At 36.6% G+C, this 20,844-nt stretch carries 21 protein-coding genes and 1 other annotated feature; of the genes, 12 read left to right on the plus strand and 9 right to left on the minus strand.

What is annotated here, in order from left to right; genetic code table 11:
* Positions 1-96: 96 nt before the first annotated feature.
* Together trpS and QUF99_RS09175 are read right to left on the minus strand one after the other, a co-directional pair.
* Positions 97-1,086, minus strand: a complete 990-nt coding sequence (gene trpS, locus QUF99_RS09170; protein ID WP_289369631.1) for a tryptophan--tRNA ligase — start codon at positions 1,084-1,086, stop codon at positions 97-99.
* A gap of 254 nt (positions 1,087-1,340) precedes the next feature.
* Positions 1,341-1,558: a binding site (T-box leader), on the minus strand.
* Positions 1,559-1,669: 111 nt separating this feature from the next.
* Positions 1,670-2,047: a DUF3899 domain-containing protein gene (locus tag QUF99_RS09175; protein WP_289369632.1), complete on the minus strand. Its 378-nt coding sequence runs from the start codon at positions 2,045-2,047 to the stop codon at positions 1,670-1,672.
* 309 nt (positions 2,048-2,356) lie between these two features.
* On the opposite strand from QUF99_RS09175, the gene QUF99_RS09180 reads away from it, so the two are divergent.
* From QUF99_RS09180 to QUF99_RS09200, 5 genes are all read left to right on the plus strand, one after another.
* Complete coding sequence (locus tag QUF99_RS09180; protein WP_289369634.1) at positions 2,357-2,479, plus strand: hypothetical protein; 123 nt, start codon at positions 2,357-2,359, stop codon at positions 2,477-2,479.
* 179 nt (positions 2,480-2,658) lie between these two features.
* Positions 2,659-3,588, plus strand: coding sequence for an oligopeptide ABC transporter permease (opp3b, locus tag QUF99_RS09185; RefSeq protein WP_289369635.1), 930 nt, complete (start codon positions 2,659-2,661; stop codon positions 3,586-3,588).
* Positions 3,585-4,601, plus strand: a complete 1,017-nt coding sequence (gene opp3C / locus QUF99_RS09190; RefSeq protein ID WP_289369636.1) for an oligopeptide ABC transporter permease — start codon at positions 3,585-3,587, stop codon at positions 4,599-4,601. The genes opp3b and opp3C overlap by 4 nt, the downstream gene beginning before the upstream one ends.
* Positions 4,602-4,621: 20 nt before the next feature.
* The gene (locus tag QUF99_RS09195; RefSeq protein ID WP_289369637.1) at positions 4,622-5,665 is read left to right on the plus strand and encodes an ABC transporter ATP-binding protein; all 1,044 of its coding nucleotides are present in this window, start codon (positions 4,622-4,624) and stop codon (positions 5,663-5,665) included.
* A complete protein-coding gene (locus QUF99_RS09200) occupies positions 5,658-6,593 on the plus strand; it encodes an ABC transporter ATP-binding protein (protein WP_289369638.1) in 936 nt (311 codons plus the stop codon). The genes QUF99_RS09195 and QUF99_RS09200 overlap by 8 nt, the downstream gene beginning before the upstream one ends.
* A gap of 280 nt (positions 6,594-6,873) precedes the next feature.
* Here the strand turns inward: QUF99_RS09200 and QUF99_RS09205 are convergent, their stop codons facing one another.
* Positions 6,874-8,316, minus strand: coding sequence for an MATE family efflux transporter (locus tag QUF99_RS09205; RefSeq protein WP_289369639.1), 1,443 nt, complete (start codon positions 8,314-8,316; stop codon positions 6,874-6,876).
* A gap of 289 nt (positions 8,317-8,605) precedes the next feature.
* Positions 8,606-8,809, minus strand: a complete 204-nt coding sequence (locus tag QUF99_RS09210; RefSeq protein ID WP_289369640.1) for a hypothetical protein — start codon at positions 8,807-8,809, stop codon at positions 8,606-8,608.
* Positions 8,810-9,263: 454 nt separating this feature from the next.
* On the opposite strand from QUF99_RS09210, the gene spx reads away from it, so the two are divergent.
* Complete coding sequence (gene spx / locus QUF99_RS09215; RefSeq protein WP_289369641.1) at positions 9,264-9,659, plus strand: transcriptional regulator Spx; 396 nt, start codon at positions 9,264-9,266, stop codon at positions 9,657-9,659.
* Between the two features lie 94 nt (positions 9,660-9,753).
* Here the strand turns inward: spx and QUF99_RS09220 are convergent, their stop codons facing one another.
* Positions 9,754-10,428: a TerC family protein gene (locus QUF99_RS09220; protein WP_289369643.1), complete on the minus strand. Its 675-nt coding sequence runs from the start codon at positions 10,426-10,428 to the stop codon at positions 9,754-9,756.
* A gap of 494 nt (positions 10,429-10,922) precedes the next feature.
* On the opposite strand from QUF99_RS09220, the gene mecA reads away from it, so the two are divergent.
* From mecA to pepF, 4 genes are all read left to right on the plus strand, one after another.
* Positions 10,923-11,594 (plus strand): adaptor protein MecA, encoded by a 672-nt coding sequence (gene mecA, locus QUF99_RS09225; RefSeq protein ID WP_289369644.1) that lies wholly within the window; start codon positions 10,923-10,925, stop codon positions 11,592-11,594.
* 83 nt (positions 11,595-11,677) lie between these two features.
* A complete protein-coding gene (gene cls, locus QUF99_RS09230) occupies positions 11,678-13,222 on the plus strand; it encodes a cardiolipin synthase (protein WP_289369646.1) in 1,545 nt (514 codons plus the stop codon).
* Positions 13,223-13,379: 157 nt separating this feature from the next.
* Positions 13,380-14,603 (plus strand): competence protein CoiA, encoded by a 1,224-nt coding sequence (locus QUF99_RS09235; protein ID WP_289369648.1) that lies wholly within the window; start codon positions 13,380-13,382, stop codon positions 14,601-14,603.
* Between the two features lie 223 nt (positions 14,604-14,826).
* A complete protein-coding gene (gene pepF, locus QUF99_RS09240; protein WP_289369650.1) occupies positions 14,827-16,653 on the plus strand; it encodes an oligoendopeptidase F in 1,827 nt (608 codons plus the stop codon).
* 195 nt (positions 16,654-16,848) lie between these two features.
* On the opposite strand, the gene QUF99_RS09245 is transcribed toward pepF, so the two are convergent.
* The 4 genes from QUF99_RS09245 to QUF99_RS09260 form a co-directional block, all read right to left on the minus strand.
* The gene (locus QUF99_RS09245; RefSeq protein ID WP_289369651.1) at positions 16,849-17,022 is read right to left on the minus strand and encodes a hypothetical protein; all 174 of its coding nucleotides are present in this window, start codon (positions 17,020-17,022) and stop codon (positions 16,849-16,851) included.
* Positions 17,023-17,251: 229 nt separating this feature from the next.
* Positions 17,252-18,145, minus strand: coding sequence for a ClpXP adapter SpxH family protein (locus QUF99_RS09250; RefSeq protein WP_289369652.1), 894 nt, complete (start codon positions 18,143-18,145; stop codon positions 17,252-17,254).
* Positions 18,145-18,543, minus strand: a complete 399-nt coding sequence (locus tag QUF99_RS09255; protein WP_289369653.1) for a globin domain-containing protein — start codon at positions 18,541-18,543, stop codon at positions 18,145-18,147. The genes QUF99_RS09250 and QUF99_RS09255 overlap by 1 nt, the downstream gene beginning before the upstream one ends.
* A 378-nt stretch (positions 18,544-18,921) precedes the next feature.
* Positions 18,922-19,500, minus strand: coding sequence for a CYTH domain-containing protein (locus QUF99_RS09260; RefSeq protein WP_289369655.1), 579 nt, complete (start codon positions 19,498-19,500; stop codon positions 18,922-18,924).
* Positions 19,501-19,643: 143 nt separating this feature from the next.
* Between QUF99_RS09260 and QUF99_RS09265 the strand changes: the two genes are divergently transcribed.
* Together QUF99_RS09265 and yjbM are read left to right on the plus strand one after the other, a co-directional pair.
* The gene (locus tag QUF99_RS09265) at positions 19,644-20,015 is read left to right on the plus strand and encodes a UPF0738 family protein (protein WP_289369656.1); all 372 of its coding nucleotides are present in this window, start codon (positions 19,644-19,646) and stop codon (positions 20,013-20,015) included.
* 183 nt (positions 20,016-20,198) lie between these two features.
* Positions 20,199-20,837 (plus strand): GTP diphosphokinase, encoded by a 639-nt coding sequence (gene yjbM / locus QUF99_RS09270; RefSeq protein ID WP_289369657.1) that lies wholly within the window; start codon positions 20,199-20,201, stop codon positions 20,835-20,837.
* Positions 20,838-20,844 lie beyond the last annotated feature (7 nt).

Here is a 20,844-nt window from a genome sequence, read left to right on the forward strand (position 1 = left end):
CGACGGCTTCGCGCCTTCCTGCGAGGCAAAAAGCGCCTCTACGTCAGGAGCTCCATCCGCCTCACATTCTGAACGAGCCGCTTCCGCTTTTTGTAGTTACCTACGCTTTCTGCTTAGTCCCATTGCGTTTTCTACTTTACGTAGTTGTTTCATAGCGACGCGGTTTGCTTTTTCAGCGCCTTGATCAAGGATTTCATCTAATTCAGGAGAGTTGATGAGTTCGTTATATTTTTCTTGAATTGGACGAATTGCTTCTACGACTACTTGTGCTAGGTCGCCTTTAAAGTCACCGTATCCTTTTCCTTCATAGTGTGCTTCAAGTTCTTCAATTGTTTTGCCTGAGAAAGAAGAGTAGATTGTTAATAGGTTGGAAATACCAGGCTTATTTTCTTTATCATATTTTACAATACCCTCAGAATCAGTAACTGCACTTTTAATTTTCTTTTCAATTGTTTTTGGTTCATCAAGCATACTAATCATCGATTTTGGGTTTGGATCAGATTTACTCATTTTTTTTGTAGGTTCTGTTAATGACATAACGCGTGCGCCTACTTTTGGAATGCGAATCTCTGGAATTGTGAAAATTTCACGGTAACGTTTGTTGAATCGTTCTGCTAAATCGCGCGCTAATTCAATATGTTGTTTTTGATCATCACCAACTGGCACAATTTCCGTGTTATATAGTAAAATGTCGGCTGTCATTAACGGTGGATACGTTAATAAACCAGCTGGAACGGATTCTCTACCAGATGATTTATCTTTATATTGCGTCATACGTTCTAATTCTCCAACGTATGCGATACATTGCATAATCCATCCTAGTTGACCATGTGCTGGCACTTCTGATTGTACAAATAAAGTAGATTTTTCAGGATCGATGCCACAAGCCACATATAAAGCGGCAAGGCTACGAATGTTTTTACGAAGTTGTACAGGATCTTGTGGTACTGTAATCGCATGTTGGTTTACAATGCAGAAATAACAATCATGTTCGTTTTGTAGTTCTGTAAATTGCTTCATTGCCCCTAAATAGTTTCCAAGCGTAATCGTTCCGCTCGGTTGAATACCAGAAAAAATAACTGACATAAGTAAATCCTCCTTAAATGTTTATGTATTTTTGAAGAGTAGGTGTGAGTAATCCATTTCAGTATTGTAATCATTAAGCTACCAAGGCGATTCTGAGTAAGTCACTTCCGTTTTTCGACTGGTTTAGCTCCATCAGCAAGAATAATCGGTGGCTTCGCGTCTTCTTGTGAGGAAAAGACTCCTCTACGTCAGGAGCTCGATCCCCGCACATTCTAATCGAGCCACAATACAAAAAGGCCCATTCATCCCAGCTGTATAGGGACGAATGGACCGCGGTACCACCCTAATTATTTCACGAATGTGAAATCTCTTTTATCCATTGTAACGTTGGATGTAACGCCAAATCCTACTCCTGAATCGTTTCGGTTTGGTGCTCAAAAGCCCATTCCATACTGTACAAGTACTTGTTCACACCGACCACAAGCTCTCTGAAATTGCCACAATATGTACTCTTCTTTCTCATCGCATACATATAAACTTATTATCATTCAGCTTCAGCTGCTAATCATTTTGAGCAAGCAGTTGCTTTGTATAATAAAATGTTTTTGCAAATTATTATATCATACGAAAAATGGTTTGCAAACTATATCAAAACAGTAAAGCTAAGGATTGTAGAAAGGAGTCCTAATAAAATACCTGTAATGCAAATTGGGTACGTCCATGTAAACGAATAAGTATTATATATTCTTTCTTTTTTATCTATCTGTTCTTCACCTTCAATTAAAGATTCGATTTTTTTATTTGTTCCAAATACTTTTTGGAAGGCGTACATTGTAACGTTAAAAAATCCACTTTGAAATAGAAATAAAAATCCACCTAACATGATGAAAAATAATGCGATATAAAACATAACATTGACAAAATTCAACAAATAATGCGTAGAAAAGAAAAATGCACCGACACTAGAAGTGATTGTTGCCAATAAAATTAATATACAAGTATGTAAAAAAAATCTATTCAAAATGTTCCCCTCCGTCAAAATATTACTGGAATTATTATACTATAAAAGTTATAATAAATACTAGAATTAATTATTTGAAAATTATGCATAATAACGCATTTTGTTGCAATATGATGGGAGCAATGTTAAGTTCTCCTTTACAAAAAATAAACAGATTATTAAAAATTTTAATAAAAAAATAAAAAACTATATTCACAATTGTTAAATTATATGTATAATGAAAATTGTAGAAACTTGGAGATTATTCTTTCAATTCCATTTTTTTGCAAGAGAGAATATAGAGATTGCAATTAGGGGAGGCAATACTACATGAAGAAAAAGATACCATTATTCGTTGCATCCACATTAGCGGTAAGTATGCTAGGAGATATCAAAAAGAGGAATCCAAAGCAATTGCAAAGGGCTCAAGCGATTCGGGGAAACAAGTATTAAACTTAGTAGTTATGGCGGTGAATTAAGCTTTAAATGAGTTGAAGTGAAAAATAAAAAGTTAATTCCATCGTTTACAAAGGTATATGCCTATGATGGGCATATGCTCTATTTTTAAAAGAATAGTAAGAATATTTAAAACTATCTTATTGCTTTTGAGAAAAATGGGGAGGTGCTTGACTATGGGACGTTATGCATTAAAACGTTTCGTGTACATGGTTTTGACATTATTTTTAATTACTACACTAACATTCTTTCTGATGAAATTATTACCGGGTTCTCCACTTAAGAACCAAGAGAAACTGTCTCCGGCACAAAGAGAAATCATCTTAGAAAAATACGGATTAAATGATCCAGTACCAGTGCAATATGCTCGTTATATGGGGAACTTGTTAAAAGGTGATTTAGGGGTGTCATTCCAATATGATAACCGTCCGGTAACAGATATGATTGTCGATCGCATTGGTCCATCGGCACAGCTTGGTTTCCAAGCAATCATGTTAGGAACATTTGTTGGTTTAATACTTGGTATTATCGCAGCACTTCGGAATAATACATGGGTGGATTACGGAGCAACCATTATTTCCGTACTCGGAATGTCGGTACCATCCTTCGTATTTGCAGCCTTGCTGCAATATTTCATAGGTGTAAAACTTGGGTGGTTCCCAGTTGCATTCTGGAAGGGATTTGAGTTTACAGTCTTGCCTACTATCGCCTTATCTATGGCTGTTATCGCAACGATTGCTCGTTTCGCTCGTGCAGAGTTAATTGAGGTTATGCAGGCAGATTACATTTTAACAGCGAAAGCAAAAGGAATTAGCCAAGGCGTAATTATTATGAAACATGCGCTTCGTAACGCATTGATTCCTGTTGTTACAATTTTAGGACCGATGGTTGCAGCGTTATTAACAGGAACACTTGTTGTAGAACAAATCTTTGCTGTACCAGGACTTGGGGAGCAATTCGTTAAGTCGATTCCACTAAATGACTATACGGTTATTATGGGAACAACAATTTTCTATAGTGCAATCTTTATTTTAGTAATTTTCATTGTTGATATTTTATACGGTGTAATTGATCCTCGTATTCGTTTAGCGGGAGGGAAAAAATGATGAAAGATGTACAAAAATTATCTCCAGATTTATTTCAACCAGCAAATCAAAATAATGTTGATAATGAAGTCATTGCCCGTCCGAGCTTAACGTTTTGGCAAGATGTAAGAAGACGTTTATTTCAACATAAAGGAGCAATGTTCGGTCTTGTAATACTCATTATCATTACGCTCCTTGCTATATTTGGACCGATGATAAGTAAACATTCATATAAAGAGCAAGATTTAGGCCGTTCAAAAATGCCTCCGAAAATTCCGGTAATAGAAAACGTACATTGGCTACCATTTGATGGTACAGACCAATACGGTGTTGATCAATATGAAAAACGTGAGATTAAAGAGTATTTCTGGTTTGGTACTGATGATCTTGGACGTGATCTTTGGACAAGAACATGGGAAGGGACACGTGTATCCTTATATATCGCACTTTTAGCAGCAGCGATTGACTTAGTAATCGGGGTTGCATACGGAGGTATCTCAGCGTTCTACGGTGGTCGCGTCGATAACATTATGCAACGTATTATGGAAATTATTAACGGTATTCCATATTTAATCATCGTAATTTTAATGGTAATTATTTTGGACCCAGGTATTTTATCGATTACATTCGCGATGGCAATTACAGGTTGGATTGGGATGTCGCGTATCGTGCGTGGACAAATATTAAAACTGAAAAATCAAGAATATGTATTAGCATCTCGCACATTAGGTGCAACTAGCACGCAATTAATTGTGAAGCATTTAATTCCAAACGTAATGGGACCAATTATTGTTATGACAATGTTTACAATTCCTACAGCGGTGTTTGGTGAAGCATTCTTAAGCTTCATTGGACTTGGTATTCAGCCACCAACTGCATCGCTTGGTTCTCTTGTAAATGATGGATATAAGTCAATTCAAACATACCCACATATGATGCTCATCCCAGCTGTTGTCATCAGTATGTTAATTTTAGCATTTAACTTAATGGCAGATGGATTACGTGATGCGTTAGATCCGAAAATGCGTAAGTAAACGAGGAAGGAGAGACGAAAATGAAAACATTGTTAGACGTAAAAGACTTACAAGTCTCCTTTGATACACATGCCGGTGAAGTACAAGCGGTGCGTGGGGTTACTTTCGATTTGAAAAAAGGAGAGACATTAGCGATTGTAGGGGAATCTGGTTCCGGGAAATCGGTTACTTCTAAAGCGATAATGGGCTTAATTCCAAATCCTCCAGGACATATTAAAAATGGAGAAATTGTATTTGATGGTCGTGATTTAACAAAGTTATCAGAAAAAGAAATGCAACAAGTACGTGGGAAAGAAATCGCAATGATTTTCCAAGATCCGATGACATCATTAAACCCAACGATGACGATTGGGAATCAAATTATGGAAGGATTGATTAAGCACCAAGGAATGAACAAGACGGATGCTCGTAAAGTAGCTTTAGAGCTTCTTGATCTTGTTGGAATTCCAAATCCACAAGCTCGTTTAAAACAATATCCACATCAATTCTCTGGTGGTATGAGACAACGTGTTGTTATTGCGATGGCGTTAGCTTGTAATCCAAAGTTATTGATTGCTGATGAGCCAACAACAGCACTTGATGTAACAATTCAAGCGCAAATTTTAGAGCTTATGAAGGATATTCAGCAAAAAACGGAAGCAGCAATTATTTTTATCACGCATGACTTAGGTGTAGTGGCAAACGTTGCCGACCGTGTTGCGGTTATGTATGCCGGTAAAGTTGTTGAAATTGGTACGGTTGATGAAATTTTCTATAACCCGAAACATCCTTATACATGGGGATTAATTGCATCTATGCCAAGTTTAGAGGGTACAGAGGAAGAATTATATGCAATTCCGGGAACGCCTCCTGATCTATTAAAGCCACCAAAGGGAGATGCATTTGCACCGCGTAACCCGCAGGCTTTAAAAATCGACTTTGAAATGGAGCCGCCATTATTTAAAGTAAGTGATACACATTATGCAGCAACATGGTTACTTCACGAACAAGCGCCAGAAGTACAACCACCTGAAGTTGTTCAAAGAAGAATTCTTCAAATGAAAGCAGGTGAACAACATGACTAATAAACGTGAAAAATTAATTGAAGTCAAAAATGTAAAGCAGCATTTTGATGTGAGTGGTGGTGTTGTGAAAGCGGTCAATGATATAACATTTGATATTTACCGTGGAGAGACATTTGGACTTGTAGGAGAATCTGGTTGTGGTAAGTCAACGACTGGGAGAACGATTATACGATTATACGATGCAACTGCTGGAGAAGTGTTATTCGATGGTGAAAATGTACATGGTAAGAAATCAAGAACAGAATTAAAGAAATTTAATCGTAAAATGCAAATGATTTTCCAAGATCCATATGCATCATTAAATCCTCGTATGACAGTTGGAGATATCATTGCAGAAGGTCTTGATATTCACGGTTTAGCAAAAAATAAAAAAGAGCGTATGGACCGTGTTCATGAATTACTAGAAACAGTTGGATTAAATAAAGAACATGCAAATCGTTTTCCACATGAATTTTCCGGTGGACAACGTCAACGTATCGGAATTGCGCGTGCTCTTGCGGTAGAACCAGAGTTTATTATTGCAGATGAACCGATTTCAGCACTTGATGTATCGATTCAGGCGCAAGTTGTAAACTTACTGAAAAAGTTGCAAAAAGAAAAAGGTTTAACGTATTTATTCATCGCCCATGATTTGTCGATGGTAAAATACATTAGTGATCGTATCGGTGTTATGTATCGTGGTCAAATTGTAGAATTGACGAAAAGTGATGAACTATACGCGCATCCAATTCACCCATATACGAAATCGTTATTATCAGCAATTCCGCTTCCAGATCCAGATTATGAGCGTAATCGTAAACGTATTGTTTATGATCCGTCTCAGCATCAATATGGAAATGAAGAACCTGTTATGCGAGAAATTCGCCCAGGACACTTTGTTCTTTGTTCAGAAGCAGAATACAAAAAATATAAAGAAATCTATCAATAATAAAAAGCGGCCACATGGTCGCTTTTTTATTATTGATAGATTGGATGTATGGATATATATAAATCCATTTTGATTTTTCGACATATAAGCCGCGGCTATGGATAACAAAAGGTGACCTGCACTCGTTTTCTCTCTTTGTTTTCACTTGGCATGGGGCAGGAAAAGGATCTGACCGCTTCTATGCATGGTCGGATGCTCTCTTCCCCCTAAAAAGAAGGGGTTTATGTCGGTTTTTTAAAGGTCCATAATTGTGGTTACATTTCAGCATATTCACTTCATATTAAGCTTGAATCAGTTCGGGTTTTTCTGAAGGTTCAGGGCTAACGAGTGTGTAATTTTCCCACGCTCTGCTTTTCCAGCGGAAGAACATAATAACTGCACGTGTACATTCGTCAATCGCGATGGCTAACCAAATACCAGGGAGCCCCATGTCTAAATAAAAAACAAAAAAGTAACCGAGTGACAAACTCATTATTACCATAGAGAAGGCCCCGATTAAGACAGGGTATTTTGCATCACCAGCGGCACGCAGTGAATTAATTAACACAATATTCATCGTGCGACCTGTTTCTAAAAGGATGCTTAGCAAAAGTACTGTTGACCCTATTTGAATGATTTGAGGGTTATCTGTAAAAACTCCAATTAATTGTTTACGGAACGTCATAACGAGAATAACCATACATAACGTAACGCCGATTGCCCATTTCGCACTTTTCCACACACGTACATATGCTTCATCTTTCTTATTTCCACCAACTAACCGACCAACGATAATTGCGGTTCCCATTCCAATTGCAATTGCGAATAAGTAAGTAAACATCGAAATATTCATTGCGTATTGTCTTGCAGCTAATGATTCCGTTCCTAAGTATGTTGTGTAATATAAAAAGACAATTTGACATGCTTGATACATGACTTGTTCAAACGCAGAGGGGATACCGATTTTTAGAATCTTTCCGATATATTCTTTTGATAAAGTGATGTAGTATTGAAGTTTCACGCGATATTCCATGACTTGATACAGTAACCAGAAAAAGACGATTAGTGCGACAAAGCGACTGAATGCTGATGAAATCGCTGCACCTTGTACACCCATTTCTGGAAAACCGAACTTCCCAAAAATTAATAAGTAGTTTCCGATAATGTGAAAAATATTCATTCCTAATGAAATGAACATCGCTTGTTTTGTAAATCCGTGTACGCGAATAATCGCTGCTAGTGAATTGATTATTGCTTGAAGAAAGATTGCCCCTCCAACAATGGACAAATAATTTTGAGCGTAAACTAATACATCTCCTTGTAAGTTCATCGCTGCCATCATGCTTCGTGAAAACAAAAGAAAATTAGCGCTTATGATGAGCCCGACTCCTAAGTTTAAAGTTACTGCTAATGCTGATATTTTTGCCGCCTCGAGATATCTCCTTGAACCAAGATATTGCGATATAACAATCGCCGCGCCATTCCCAATTACTTCCAACACTAATATTGCAATGTGAAGATACTGATTCGCTGCGCCAACGCCTGAAACTGCGTCGTCTGACAGTGCACTTAGCATAAAGGTATCAGCGATTCCCATTAACATAAAAAGAAAAACTTCTAAAAAAATAGGCCAAGTTAAGAAAAATAAATTTAACTTTTCTCCTTGCCCGTTTTTAGACCCAACAGCTGTCATCTCATCCCCCTCTTTACCGATATCCTTTTTTAACAAAGTGTATCTTAACATACTTTATTAACGCATGCATCCAATTTTTCTTGTGCCTAATAGAAATATAGAGTAGAAAGAGAGATAGTATTATGTATATAAATACAAATTAAAAAACCGACATAAAGCCTTTCTTTTTGGGTGGGAGAGAGCATCCGGCCATGCATAGAAGCGGTCAGATCCTTTTCCTGCTCCAGACACAGTGAAAACAAAGAGAGAAAACGAGTGCAGGTCACCTTTTGTTATCCATAGTCGCGGATTATGTGTCGAAAAATAAGCTAAAAAGAAGCAGGTAAATTCCTGCTTCTTTTTAATACGTACGTTTCTTATAAATTCCTTTTCCTCCAACTTGATTCCAACCGGATTGAATTTCGGCACTCTTATCAACAAACTTCATTTTTTCCTTTCCACCAAATAGCTTCTCACCAATGCTATTGGTAATGACGCCAATTAATGCTGTAATTCCAATTACGAGAGCAGCGACAATTGCAAAATCAGCAAAAAAAGCAATCATATGTAACATCCCCTTTGCATGTCTATATTTTTATTGTATGTGAAAAACGTCAGAAAAGAAAGAATTGACAGAAAAATAAAGAGTGTCTTAAAAATTATCTAGACAGTTCGGAGGGGGTTTGGTAAAATTTAAAAGAACAAATGTTCTTTTTAGTATAATCCATGTGTAGACAAGTCTTACATTTTGCTCATCTTTTACACTCGTTTTTTTTATATTATGAACAAAATTTACTGTATATTTCTTGCAGAATCTATTGTATAATGATTATAGAAGTTACTTATTTAAAGTAATTGCTTTTTAAGAAAAGGTGCTTGCTTATGAGTTGTTTTTTTAAAAATTCGAAGCAATTTTTATTTTTTTTGTAAGACAAGTTATAGTGGAGAATTGCTGAAAAGTAGAAATCTAAACTGTAATTATTACAGAATTTGTACTCTTTAAGGAGAGTGAGTCATGTATGGTAACACTATATAGTTCTCCAAGTTGTACGTCTTGTAGAAAGGCGAAATTATGGCTGGAGGAAAATAATATTCCTTATACAGAACGTAACATTTTCTCAGATCCATTAACGATTGAGGAAATTAAAGAAATTTTACGCATGACGGAAAGTGGAACGGATGAGATTATTTCAACTCGTTCGAAAGTTTTCCAAGAGTTAAATGTTAACTTAGAATCTTTACCTCTTCCAGATTTATATAAGATGATTCGTGACTATCCGGGTATCCTACGCCGCCCGATTATGATTGATGAAAAACGTCTTCAAGTTGGTTATAACGAAGATGAGATTCGTCGCTTTTTACCACGTACGGTAAGAACATTCCAGTTACGTGAAGCGCAGCGTCTTGTAAATTAATAATAAAGTTTATTATGTAAAAACCTTCTACTTTATAGTGGAAGGTTTTTAACATAATTTCATTCGTATCACATATATAGAAGGAACCCGGTGCTTAACTATTAATATTACGTAATCTCACATGTTGAACAACATACCCAATGAATAGTACTGTGAAAATAAATAGAAAGGGTATACTTGTTGTAAAGGTAGGATTATGATTGAAAAAATTTGTAAGTCTTGGTTCGTGAGTAATCATTGTTCCAGCTGTGTAAGCAAGGACCGCACCCCCGCAATAGATGAGAAAAGGAAAACGCTCCATAAATCGTAAAATAAGCTTGCTTCCCCAAATAATAATTGGAATGGAAATCAATAAGCCTATGATAACGAGTATGATGTTTCCATGTGCAGCTCCCGCAATTGCAAGTACATTATCGAAGCCCATCACGAGATCGGCAAATACAATTGTTCGAATCGCTTGAAATAATGTTGTTTTTGCTTGTATAGAAGAAAGGTCATTACTATTGTCGGTGAGTAAATTTACAGCAATAAGCGTGAGAAAAATGCCGCCAATGAGTTGTAGAAAAGGTATATCAAGTAAATAGACAGTGAGTATTGTGAGAAGAATTCGTAGTACGATTGCTAAAATAGTTCCGATAAAGATGGCTTTGTTACGTTTATGTTCGGGTAAGTTTCGGCTTGCAAGCGCGATTACAATTGCATTATCACCACCTAATACAACATCGATACCAATGATCATGAGTATAGATGTCAAAAAATCTATCTCCATCATTTTGCCTCCATTTACTCTGTTTTAATAAGCAATACATGTATGGATATATGTATGGAATGAAAAGCTGCCCTTGAAAGCTTGACCGGCTTTATTAACAGTTTACGGTGGGATGCGCGATTGTATGTCCAATTTTTTATCCCGCTATTCGTGGGCAGTAATACCCCCACCTCAAATTTCTGCAGAAAGCAAAGAAGTTAGGTGGGGGGATAAACTGCCCGTAAAAGCCCGATTGGTGAGGGCTAATAATCAGTGGGGGATGAAGAAAACCCCCACTGATTAAAGTTTCACTTTATTGATGGAGGAAGGATGGGGATTTTTAGTAATGAGGATACATAATCGGATAGGTGAATGACTGTTTTTGTAAAATCAGACGATTTTATTTCCATTCTGGAGTATCTTATCATAAAATGAAAGTACAAGAATCTATTGATTTGTCATATGAGTGGGGAATCCCTTCATAACAATTCCAAACAGGAAGGGAGAGTTGTATTTTGGATATTGAAAGAATTAATGATCATACGATGAAATTTTTTATTACGTACGTTGATATAGAAGATCGTGGATTTAATCGAGAAGAGATTTGGAACAGTCGTGAAAGAAGCGAGCAATTATTTTGGGAAATGATGGATGAAGCGCGCGATCAGGATGATTTCTTTATCGATGGACCGCTATGGATTCAAGTGCAGGCACTTGATAAAGGAATTGAAGTACTTGTAACGAAAGCACAGCTTTCGAAAGATGGACAAAAATTAGAATTACCAATAGGTCTGGACAAAATTATTGATATTCCTCTAGATGAACGTATTGAATCGTTATTCCAACAAGAGTTAGAGGAAGAGGCGGGAACGAACTTTAACGAAGATGGAACATTCGGCTTTTTGATTAAATTTAATGATTTTGAAGATGTGATCTCGTTAAGCCATCGTCTTATATTTGAAGACATAAAAGATGAATTATATTCGTTTGAAGACCGCTATTATGTATACGTTGAATTTGATGAAGTGCTACACGATGAAGAAGAAATCGACCGTATTTTGAGTATTATTTTAGAATATGGAGAAGAATCTACTTTAACGGTTCACCGTGTAAGTGAGTATGGCAAACTGATTATTGCTGAACATGCACTTGAGACAATTCGCAGTCATTTTCCTTCTAAGAAATAGGCCGATTTCTATATTATGAAATCGGCTTTTTATATGATGGGTATGCTGAAAATAGAAAGGGTTTGTAAGCAAGGGGGGCAGAGATGAAAAGTGCGTTAAAGCTACTGTTCTTTTTTCTGGGAGTATTCGTAGCATTTGTTTCGTTACGCATGTTTATTGATGTAGCATTTTATTCAGATGTTATGGGGATAAAAGATGTTTCGTTCTTAGGAATTATAAGTATTGTATTTACCGTTTCTGCATTTTTAATCGGATGTGTCATTTTTTTAGAGAATCGTCATCCATCAAAAACGTTGACATGGTTAATTGTATTAGGTATTTTTCCTGTATTTGGATTTTTTGCGTATTTATTGTTTGGACAAAACTTTCGACGAAAACGAATGTTTCAAAAGAAGGCTCTTTTGGATGAACAAGCTTTTTTACAGTATAAAGGGCATGAAGATTATCAAGATCGCATTTTACGGAATCATAAACACCAAGAATTACTATTTCGCTTAGCGGATCGACTTGGGGCATTGAATATTTCATTTCAGACAGAAACAAAAATATTAACGAATGGAGATGAAACGTTTCAAGCAATTTTAGAAGGATTACAAAAAGCGAAGCATCATATTCATATGGAATATTATATAGTTCGAGATGATAAGCTTGGAACAAAAATTAAAGAGATTTTAATTCAAAAAGCACAGGAAGGTGTCGTTGTTCGTTTTTTATATGATGCAGTGGGGAGTTTTAAACTGTCAAACGCCTATATTGACGAATTAAATGATGCTGGTGTAGAGATGGTCCCATTTTTCCCAGTACGCTTTCCTATTTTAAATGATAAAATCAATTATCGAAATCATCGAAAAATCGTTGTGATTGATGGAAATGAAGGATTTGTAGGTGGATTAAATATTGGTGATGAATATTTAGGGAAAAATAAGTATTTTGGCTTTTGGCGAGATACTCATTTGTATTTACAAGGTGAAGCTGTACAAAGTTTACAATTAATTTTCTTGCAAGACTGGTTTTATATGACAGGTGAAGCAGTATTAGCACTAGAATATTTACAGGCGAAAGCAGTAGAAGGAGATCATTGGGGCGGTGTGCAGCTTGTTGCGGGTGGACCGGATAATAAGTGGGAGACGATTAAACATCTGTATTTTGCAATGATTTCTTCTGCTCGAAAGTCCATTTGGATTGCTACGCCATATTTTATTCCAGATGATGATATTTTAACTGCGTTAAAAGTAGCAGCTCTTGCTGGTATTGATGTACGTTTATTAATGCCAAGTAAACCGGATAAACATACTGTATTTTATGCATCAAGGTCTTATTTCCCAGAATTATTAGATGCGGGTGTAAAAATATATGAATACGAAAAAGGTTTTTTACACAGTAAAGTTGTGATTGTTGATTCTGATTTAGCGTCAATCGGAACAGCAAATATGGACATGAGAAGCTTTCATTTGAATTTTGAAGTGAATGCTTTCTTGTATGATACAAATAGTATTCGAAAGCTGGTACAGGATTTTGAAGATGACCTGCAAGTAGCAAGCGAAATTCATGTGGATCGCTTTCGTAAGCGCCGCCTTCTTATGCGAATTGTCGAATCAACATATCGCTTATTATCACCTTTATTATAAAGTGAAACTTTTAAGGTGGAAGTCTTACTGGGGGAAAGTGAAGCTTCCATCGTTGGGGAGAGAAGAGGATGTTCTATAAGGACATCTTCTTTTTTGTGTGGAGAGGAATTTGTAACAATTTGTAGAATAGAGAGCAGTAAAGAAAGGAAGTGGTGCTATGTTTGTCGCAAAGAGAGAAAATGGTGAGAAGATTCATCTTCTTCATAATTGGGATGAAAAGCAGCTGCTCACATTACGAAAGAATGACCGCTTTTTTTGTCCAATTTGTCATCTAGAAGTACAGCTCAAGTTAGGAAAACAAAAAAGGTGGCACTTTGCTCATAAAAAAACAAATAATTGTCTCATTGAATATGAACATGAATCCGCCTATCATATGCATGGCAAGGAACAGTTATATAAATGGATACAGTCACAGGGTTTTCATGTGGAAATTGAATATTATCTCAAGGCCATTCGGCAAAGGCCTGATTTGTTTATTGAAATGGAAGGAAGAAAGTTTGCGATTGAATATCAATGTGCGTCTTTGTCAGCCGACCAGTTGCTAAAACGAACCTATTCGTACTGGAAAGCAGGGATACAAATCGTATGGATTCTAGGTGGAAATCAGTTGAAGCGTCATTCTGCTTCCTGGATATCGCTGTCCTCGTTTCATTCGCTTTGTATACAATCTTATCCTCAGCCATCTCTTCTCTTTTTCTGTCCAAATGATAAGGCGTTTCTGAAATGTACGCTTCTTACACCTTTTTCTTCAAACGTTCACTTCACACACATCATCCACTTACCACTTCGCAACCTTACTTTCACTTCTCTTTTTCACTCTACTGTCCTTTCTAAAGAAAGATTGCAGCAGGAATGGCAGAATAAAAAGAATTATTTTAGAACGAACATTCTTCCGATATGGAATTATAGTCATAAAGCCCTTTTGCGTATTTTATATCACTATCACCTTACGCCTTCTTGTTTTCCTTCCGAGATAGGTGTTCCTCTTCCATCTGCATTTGCATTTCGAACACATCCTTTTGTATGGCAAGCGTATCTCTTAATGAATTTCATTGAGAGACATGAAGCTGGAGAATATTTTTCATTGCATGCTGTTTTTTCTTATATGAGTCAACACAAAAGTATTCAGTTGCGTGCGCTCCCTTATTTTCCAAAAAATATTTGGAAAGAAGCAGTGACGGAGTATTTAACATTTTTATGTGGAATAGGGGTGTTAGAGGAAGTTGCTCCGCAGAAGTATCGGAAAGTTGGTCATTTTGTTATACCGCAAACAGAGGCGGACATAATAGAATATGATGCAATTTGCTTATCGCACGCGCTGTCTCTTTTTGAAGCAAAGTACAACATGAGGGAAGGGAAAGTGGATATAATAAAGGGGTAACCAGAAGGAATTACATAAGAAGAATAGAATTGTACTAGAAGTGCTTGTTCAAAAAGGAGGATAAAGAGAGCCAAGCAGTTCGAGGCGCAGAAGCCAGGAGGATACGGAGTGTAGATGGAACTACATGAGTACCGGAGTGGCGACGTAACGAAGAAATGTGACAGCTATCTTTACCGGACTTTTGGAACATCCTCTAGAAGAAGATTAAAAGGAGGGTTTATTTATGGCTGATCAAAAAACAGCAAAAACATTGCCTGCCCGCAGTGAGATTGAAGAATTAAATACATGGCGTTTGGAAGATATTTTCCATACGGATGAAGAGTGGGAAAAAGAATTTCAAGCAGTAAAAGAGTTGCTACCAAAGCTAACAGAATTCAAAGGGAAGCTTGGTGACTCTGCTGATACATTATTAGCAGCATTGCAATATGAAGATGAAGTCTCAATGCGTCTAGGGAAATTATATACATATGCTCATATGCGTTATGACCAGGATACGGCAAATTCTTCCTATCAAGCACTTAATGATCGTGCAACAAACTTGTACTCTCAAGCGTCAAGCAGTATGGCATATATCGTTCCTGAGATTTTAACGATTTCAGAAGAAGCATTACAATCGTTCTTACAAGAAAATAAAGAATTAATCGTCTATGAGCATGCGTTAGAAGAAATTACACGTCAGCGTCCACACGTATTGTCAGAAGCAGAAGAAGCATTATTAGCGCAAGCATCTGAAGTAATGAGTGCATCAAGTAATACGTTTGGTATATTAAATAATGCCGATTTAAAGTTTCCATCTATTAAAGATGAAGATGGACAAGAGGTAGAAGTAACGCACGGTCGTTATATTCAATTTTTAGAGAGTGATGATCCTCGTGTTCGTCATGATGCGTTTCATGCTGTATATGAAACGTACGGGAACTATAAAAATACATTTGCAAGTACATTGAATGGTGCGATTAAACGCAACAATTTCTATGCGCGTGTTCGTAAATATGATTCTGCACGCCAAGCGGCATTAAGTAATAATAATATTCCTGAAACGGTATATGATCAGCTTGTTGAGACAGTAAATGATAACCTACATTTATTACATCGTTACATTGATATTCGCAAACGTGCATTAGGGCTTGATGAATTACATATGTATGATCTATATACACCGCTTGTACCAGAAGTGAAAATGAATGTGAAATATGAAGAAGCACAAGATATTCTATTGAAATCATTGAATGTTCTGGGTGATGAGTATGTTGCAATTCTAAAAGAAGCATATGAAAATCGCTGGGTGGATGTATATGAAAATAAAGGGAAACGCAGCGGTGCGTATTCATCTGGTGCATATGGAACAAATCCATACGTTTTAATGAACTGGCATGATAATGTAAACAATCTGTTTACACTTGCTCATGAATTTGGTCATTCTGTGCATAGCTACTATACAAGAAAAACACAACCATATATATATGGTGACTATTCTATTTTTGTTGCGGAAGTTGCTTCTACATGTAACGAAGCAATTTTAAATGATTACTTATTAAAAACAACAGAAGATAAGAAAGAACGGTTATATTTGTTAAATCATTATTTAGAAGGATTCCGCGGTACTGTATTCCGTCAAACGATGTTTGCTGAATTTGAGCATGTGATTCATCAAAAAGTACAAGAAGGACATGCGGTAACACCAGACATGTTAACAGAAATTTATTATGATTTAAATAAAAAATATTTTGGCGATGCTTTAGTTATCGATAAAGAAATTGGTATAGAGTGGTCTCGTATTCCGCACTTCTATTACAACTATTACGTATATCAATACGCAACAGGATTTAGTGCAGCGACAGCTTTATCAAAACAAATTTTAGAAGAAGGAAAACCAGCGGTAGAGCGTTATATTAACGAATTCTTAAAAGCTGGAAGCTCCGATTATCCAATTGAAGTATTGAAAAAAGCAGGTGTGGATATGGCATCACCAGAGCCTGTGAAAGAAGCACTGCAAGTATTTGAAGAAAAGTTGAATGAATTAGAAGCGCTATTGTTTGAAGGTAAATAATAGGTGGATTTTTTTCCTATTTGAATAGGGAAAGTAGAAAAGACGAGAGCGATGAGCTCTCGTCTTTTTTTCGCTCATAGAAAATGTTCAAAAAGCCCGGTAAAGATAGCGGCCCTATTTCTTCGTTACGTCGCCAGTCCGGTACTCATGTAGTTCAATAATCTATACCCCGTATCCTCCTTTTTGAAAAAACACTTAAAAGCCTTTGAAATGTTTTCGATGATTGAAATAGGAGAGGGAAAGCACAATAATCAAGAATAAAAGTGGAAGTGCAATGATCTTCGGGAATGCTTGTAAGAGTGAAAGGATATATAAGAAAAAGGCAATGCAGATACTAAAAATGAGAAGGAAGATATGTGATTTTTTCATAAAATACCTCCTAAAATCGTTGTTTTCATATTCTATTCATAAATGAAAACGTTTAGAATGTGACAAAAATGTGAAATTCGACAAAAAGGGTTGTCATTCTACGTCGAATCTTGTAATATAATAGACGTGAACGAATTCACATACAAACATATACCCCTTTGTTTGAACGTGAAAATTTCTCCCATCCCCTTTAATATTTTTATAAGCCGTAAAGAAAAAGACCTGGTGTTTACACCAGGTCTTTTTCTTTTGTAATCCATTTCCAATAACGCTCACATTTCACATCAATCGTCCGTACTCTTTGTTTTAACGACAATTTTTTTAGTTCCCGTTCTATTTCTTGTTGCGAACAATTATAGATAAATGCGATCTCTCGTGATGACATAAATTTTACTGTTTCTAGTAAGTGCTCTAGTGGTGGTAGAGGTGTTGGCTCAATGTCATACTTTACAATTTCCTTTAAGAGCTGTACATACACATCATAGGAATAAATACCGGCAATTTTAATACCTTCTTCATCTGAATTCCCATGAAAGAATACGAGAGAAGGGATTTCCGTGATATGCATTTCGTTTGTAAACTTTAAATCGCACTGAAATGCTTTTTTCGCACTAATTGAATGCAAATCTTTTTTAAACTCTTCTACATCAATACCGCTTTGCTTTGCACATGCAAGCAACAACTGTGTATCTGGCTTTGATACATTTTCAAGAAAGATGTATTCCTGGAGTTTTCGCAAAAATTTCGAACCTGCTTTTCGACCTTGCAACTCCGCTGCCTTAATCGCAATAGAAGCCAGATATGGTGTGGACGATTCGTCTTGCATATGTACTTTTCCATCACATGAAAAGCCATGCAAACTTGTTGTTTTTTCCCACACAAATCGAATATTAGCAGGTTTATTCCATTTGTGTGAGGAGGTCATTGCCCCTTCCACTTTGCCAGTTAAAATATGTCGAATAGAAAAATATTTTCCGTATTCGAGCCATAATTTAATCATAATTGGTTCAATATCCCAGCAATCTTTACAAAGTGGATCAATAAACAAATAAGCTTCTACAGATTTTTGTTCGCATTTGGAAAGAGAAGGAAATTGCAAATGTTTTGCTTCCTGTTTATCCATTACGCTTCACCTGTTTCGTTTGGAGTGTTGACCATATGCTGTGCTACTAATGTTAAACGTTCGAAAATAAAATCTCGAATTGGACCGTGAATGCCCGTATCTTCCAGCGCTTGCTCCATGCATGCTAACCAGGCTTTTGCTCGCTTTGGTGTAATCTCAAAAGGGAGATGGCGTGCTCTTAGCATCGGATGACCATGTTCTTCCGTATATAAATTTGGTCCGCCTAAAAACTGTGTTAAAAATTGCTTTTGCTTCCTAGCCGTTTCTGTTAAATCGTCTGGGAAGATGGGAGATAGGTCAGGGTGCCTACTGACATAGGAATAAAATGTATTGACTAATGTTGCAATGCCTTGTTCACCGCCAATTGCTTCAAATGGTGTCATCGGTTGCTTGCTCATCCTTAATAAACTCCTTTTTCCATCAAATGTATATCCATTGTAGCAATGGATTGTTACGAAGAGCAACTAAATAGCTTTCATACAAACCTTTGCTTATTTTTTCTTCATTAAAGGGCAGTGGAGCGATTATCCTCAAGGTTCAGAGGAAATGACGAAGTGGCTTGCAGCTGCCTATAAATATCCGATTGGTGAGAGCTTTCCATCAGTAGGAAATGGACCTACTGATGGAAGTTTCACTTTACCCCGCTACTCGCAATCAGTAACCTTCCTTTTAAAATAATGAAAAACAAGGAAGTAAGGGAAGGACTGTCCGTAAGTGCCCGATTGGTTTAACACTAACCATCAGTGAAAAAAGCGTTCACTGATGGAAGTTTCACTTTAGCGTGCTTTGTTTTGTTTGGCAAGAAAAAAGCGCTGTACTTTATTTTTTGTTTGGCGAATGGGGATATGATATTCATTTAGTAAAGCAATAAAGGCGGCTTTGCCAGTTGCTTCGTCTTGTACTTCATATTCAAGTTCATAATCATCGTGATTGTAATAAAAACTATGATCAAATACAAGTGTGCCGCCTCCGAAAATAGTTTCTGCTCGTTCTGTTGTTAAACTTCCCATGTAAGCTAAAGAGGAAACAGGGATTTGCAGGGCATGTAATTGATCTGCTACAGTTCCGGCAATTAGTACATTTGTTTCTATCATTAACTGGGCTTCTTGTGCTGTTAAGGATTGATGTGTTTCTAACAATCCAATTTCAGCCGGCTGTTTTAAAGTTAATGTATAAGCTCCGTCTTTATGGCGAATACGAAGAGCAGAGCCAGCTGCTTTTAAAGAAAAATGGGGTGTTTCAAAATAATGATTTACTTGTTTTGTAAATGTTTTGATAGAAAAGGCGTTACATAATGTATGAAATTCTGCCTGTGTCACCATGTTTTTAAATTCTATTTCAATTTCTTGTGTCATCGTATAAACTCCTTTTAAAAGTAATCCTTTAGACATTATCGCTTTTTCGCAAATTTGGTTCAATGTTTTATTTGTTTGCGCCCATGTTATGATACAATAATAGTGCTTAGTAAGACAGGAATTCGATATGGAGGAGTTAGAGCATGCAAAATAAAATTCAAGTTAAGAGCGTAGAAGAAAGAGAGAATGCTCTTATTTTTTGTGCGGAAAATACTGAAATACGTGTGGAGGAGTTAACAGTACGTAATCACGTACTTGTAGACTCAGATCATTTATCATTTTTATATATTTTAGAGGACGAAACAGCTTTCATTTATGTAAGTATTCCGCATACATGCTGGGAAGCAATGCACGATGCGATGAAAAATGATAAAAAGATGTTTGTTCGTGTCAATAATATTGAAATTGAATTAGAGCAGTTGAAAGAAGAAGTGACATACTTAATTGGAAACATCGAAGGAAATGCAAATTACGGAGAAGAGCTTGAAGCTGCAGTAAAAAAAGTGTTTCTATAAGGGGATGTTCAAAAAGTCCGGTAAAGATAGCGGCCCTATTTCTTCGTTACGTCGCCAGTCCGGTACTCATGTAGTTCCATCTACACTTTGTAACCTCCTGGCTTCCGCACCTCGAACTGGGCTCTCTTTATCCTCCTTTTTGAACACATATAAGGAAACGGATTGATTTCGGTGGTGGTTTAAATGAATCGTAATTGGGAAGAATTTTTAGCGCCGTACCACCAAGCGGTGGGAGAGCTAAAAGTGAAATTAAAAGGAATGCGTGCTCAGTTTGTAATGTTTACTGAACATTCTCCAATTGAATTTGTAACAGGAAGAGTAAAATCGTGTGCAAGTATTATCGATAAAGCAGAAAAGCGAAATGTTCCGCTTGATCGGTTAGGAGAAGAAATGCAGGACATTGCTGGCCTTCGTATGATGTGCCAATTTGTGGATGATATTAAACCTGTTGTTGAAGTTCTTCGAAAACGGAACGATTTTGAAATTGTGGAAGAGCGAGATTATGTGACGCAAAAAAAAGAAAGTGGTTATCGTTCTTATCATGTTGTCGTTAGCTATCCTGTTCAAACGATTCGCGGGGAGAAAAAAGTATTAGTTGAAATTCAAATTCGGACGTTAGCGATGAATTTTTGGGCGACAATTGAGCATTCCTTAAATTATAAGTATAGTGGACGTTTTCCAGAAGATATTAAAATACGCTTGCAGCGTGCGGCAGAAGCGGCATTTTTATTAGATGAAGAAATGTCTTCGATTCGTCTTGAAATTCAAGAAGCACAAAAGATTTTTTCGCGCAAACAAGAAGCGAAAGAATCCGAATCATAAATTAAAG

Source organism: Bacillus sp. DX4.1, from assembly GCF_030348195.1.
GTDB lineage: Bacteria > Bacillota > Bacilli > Bacillales > Bacillaceae_G > Bacillus_A.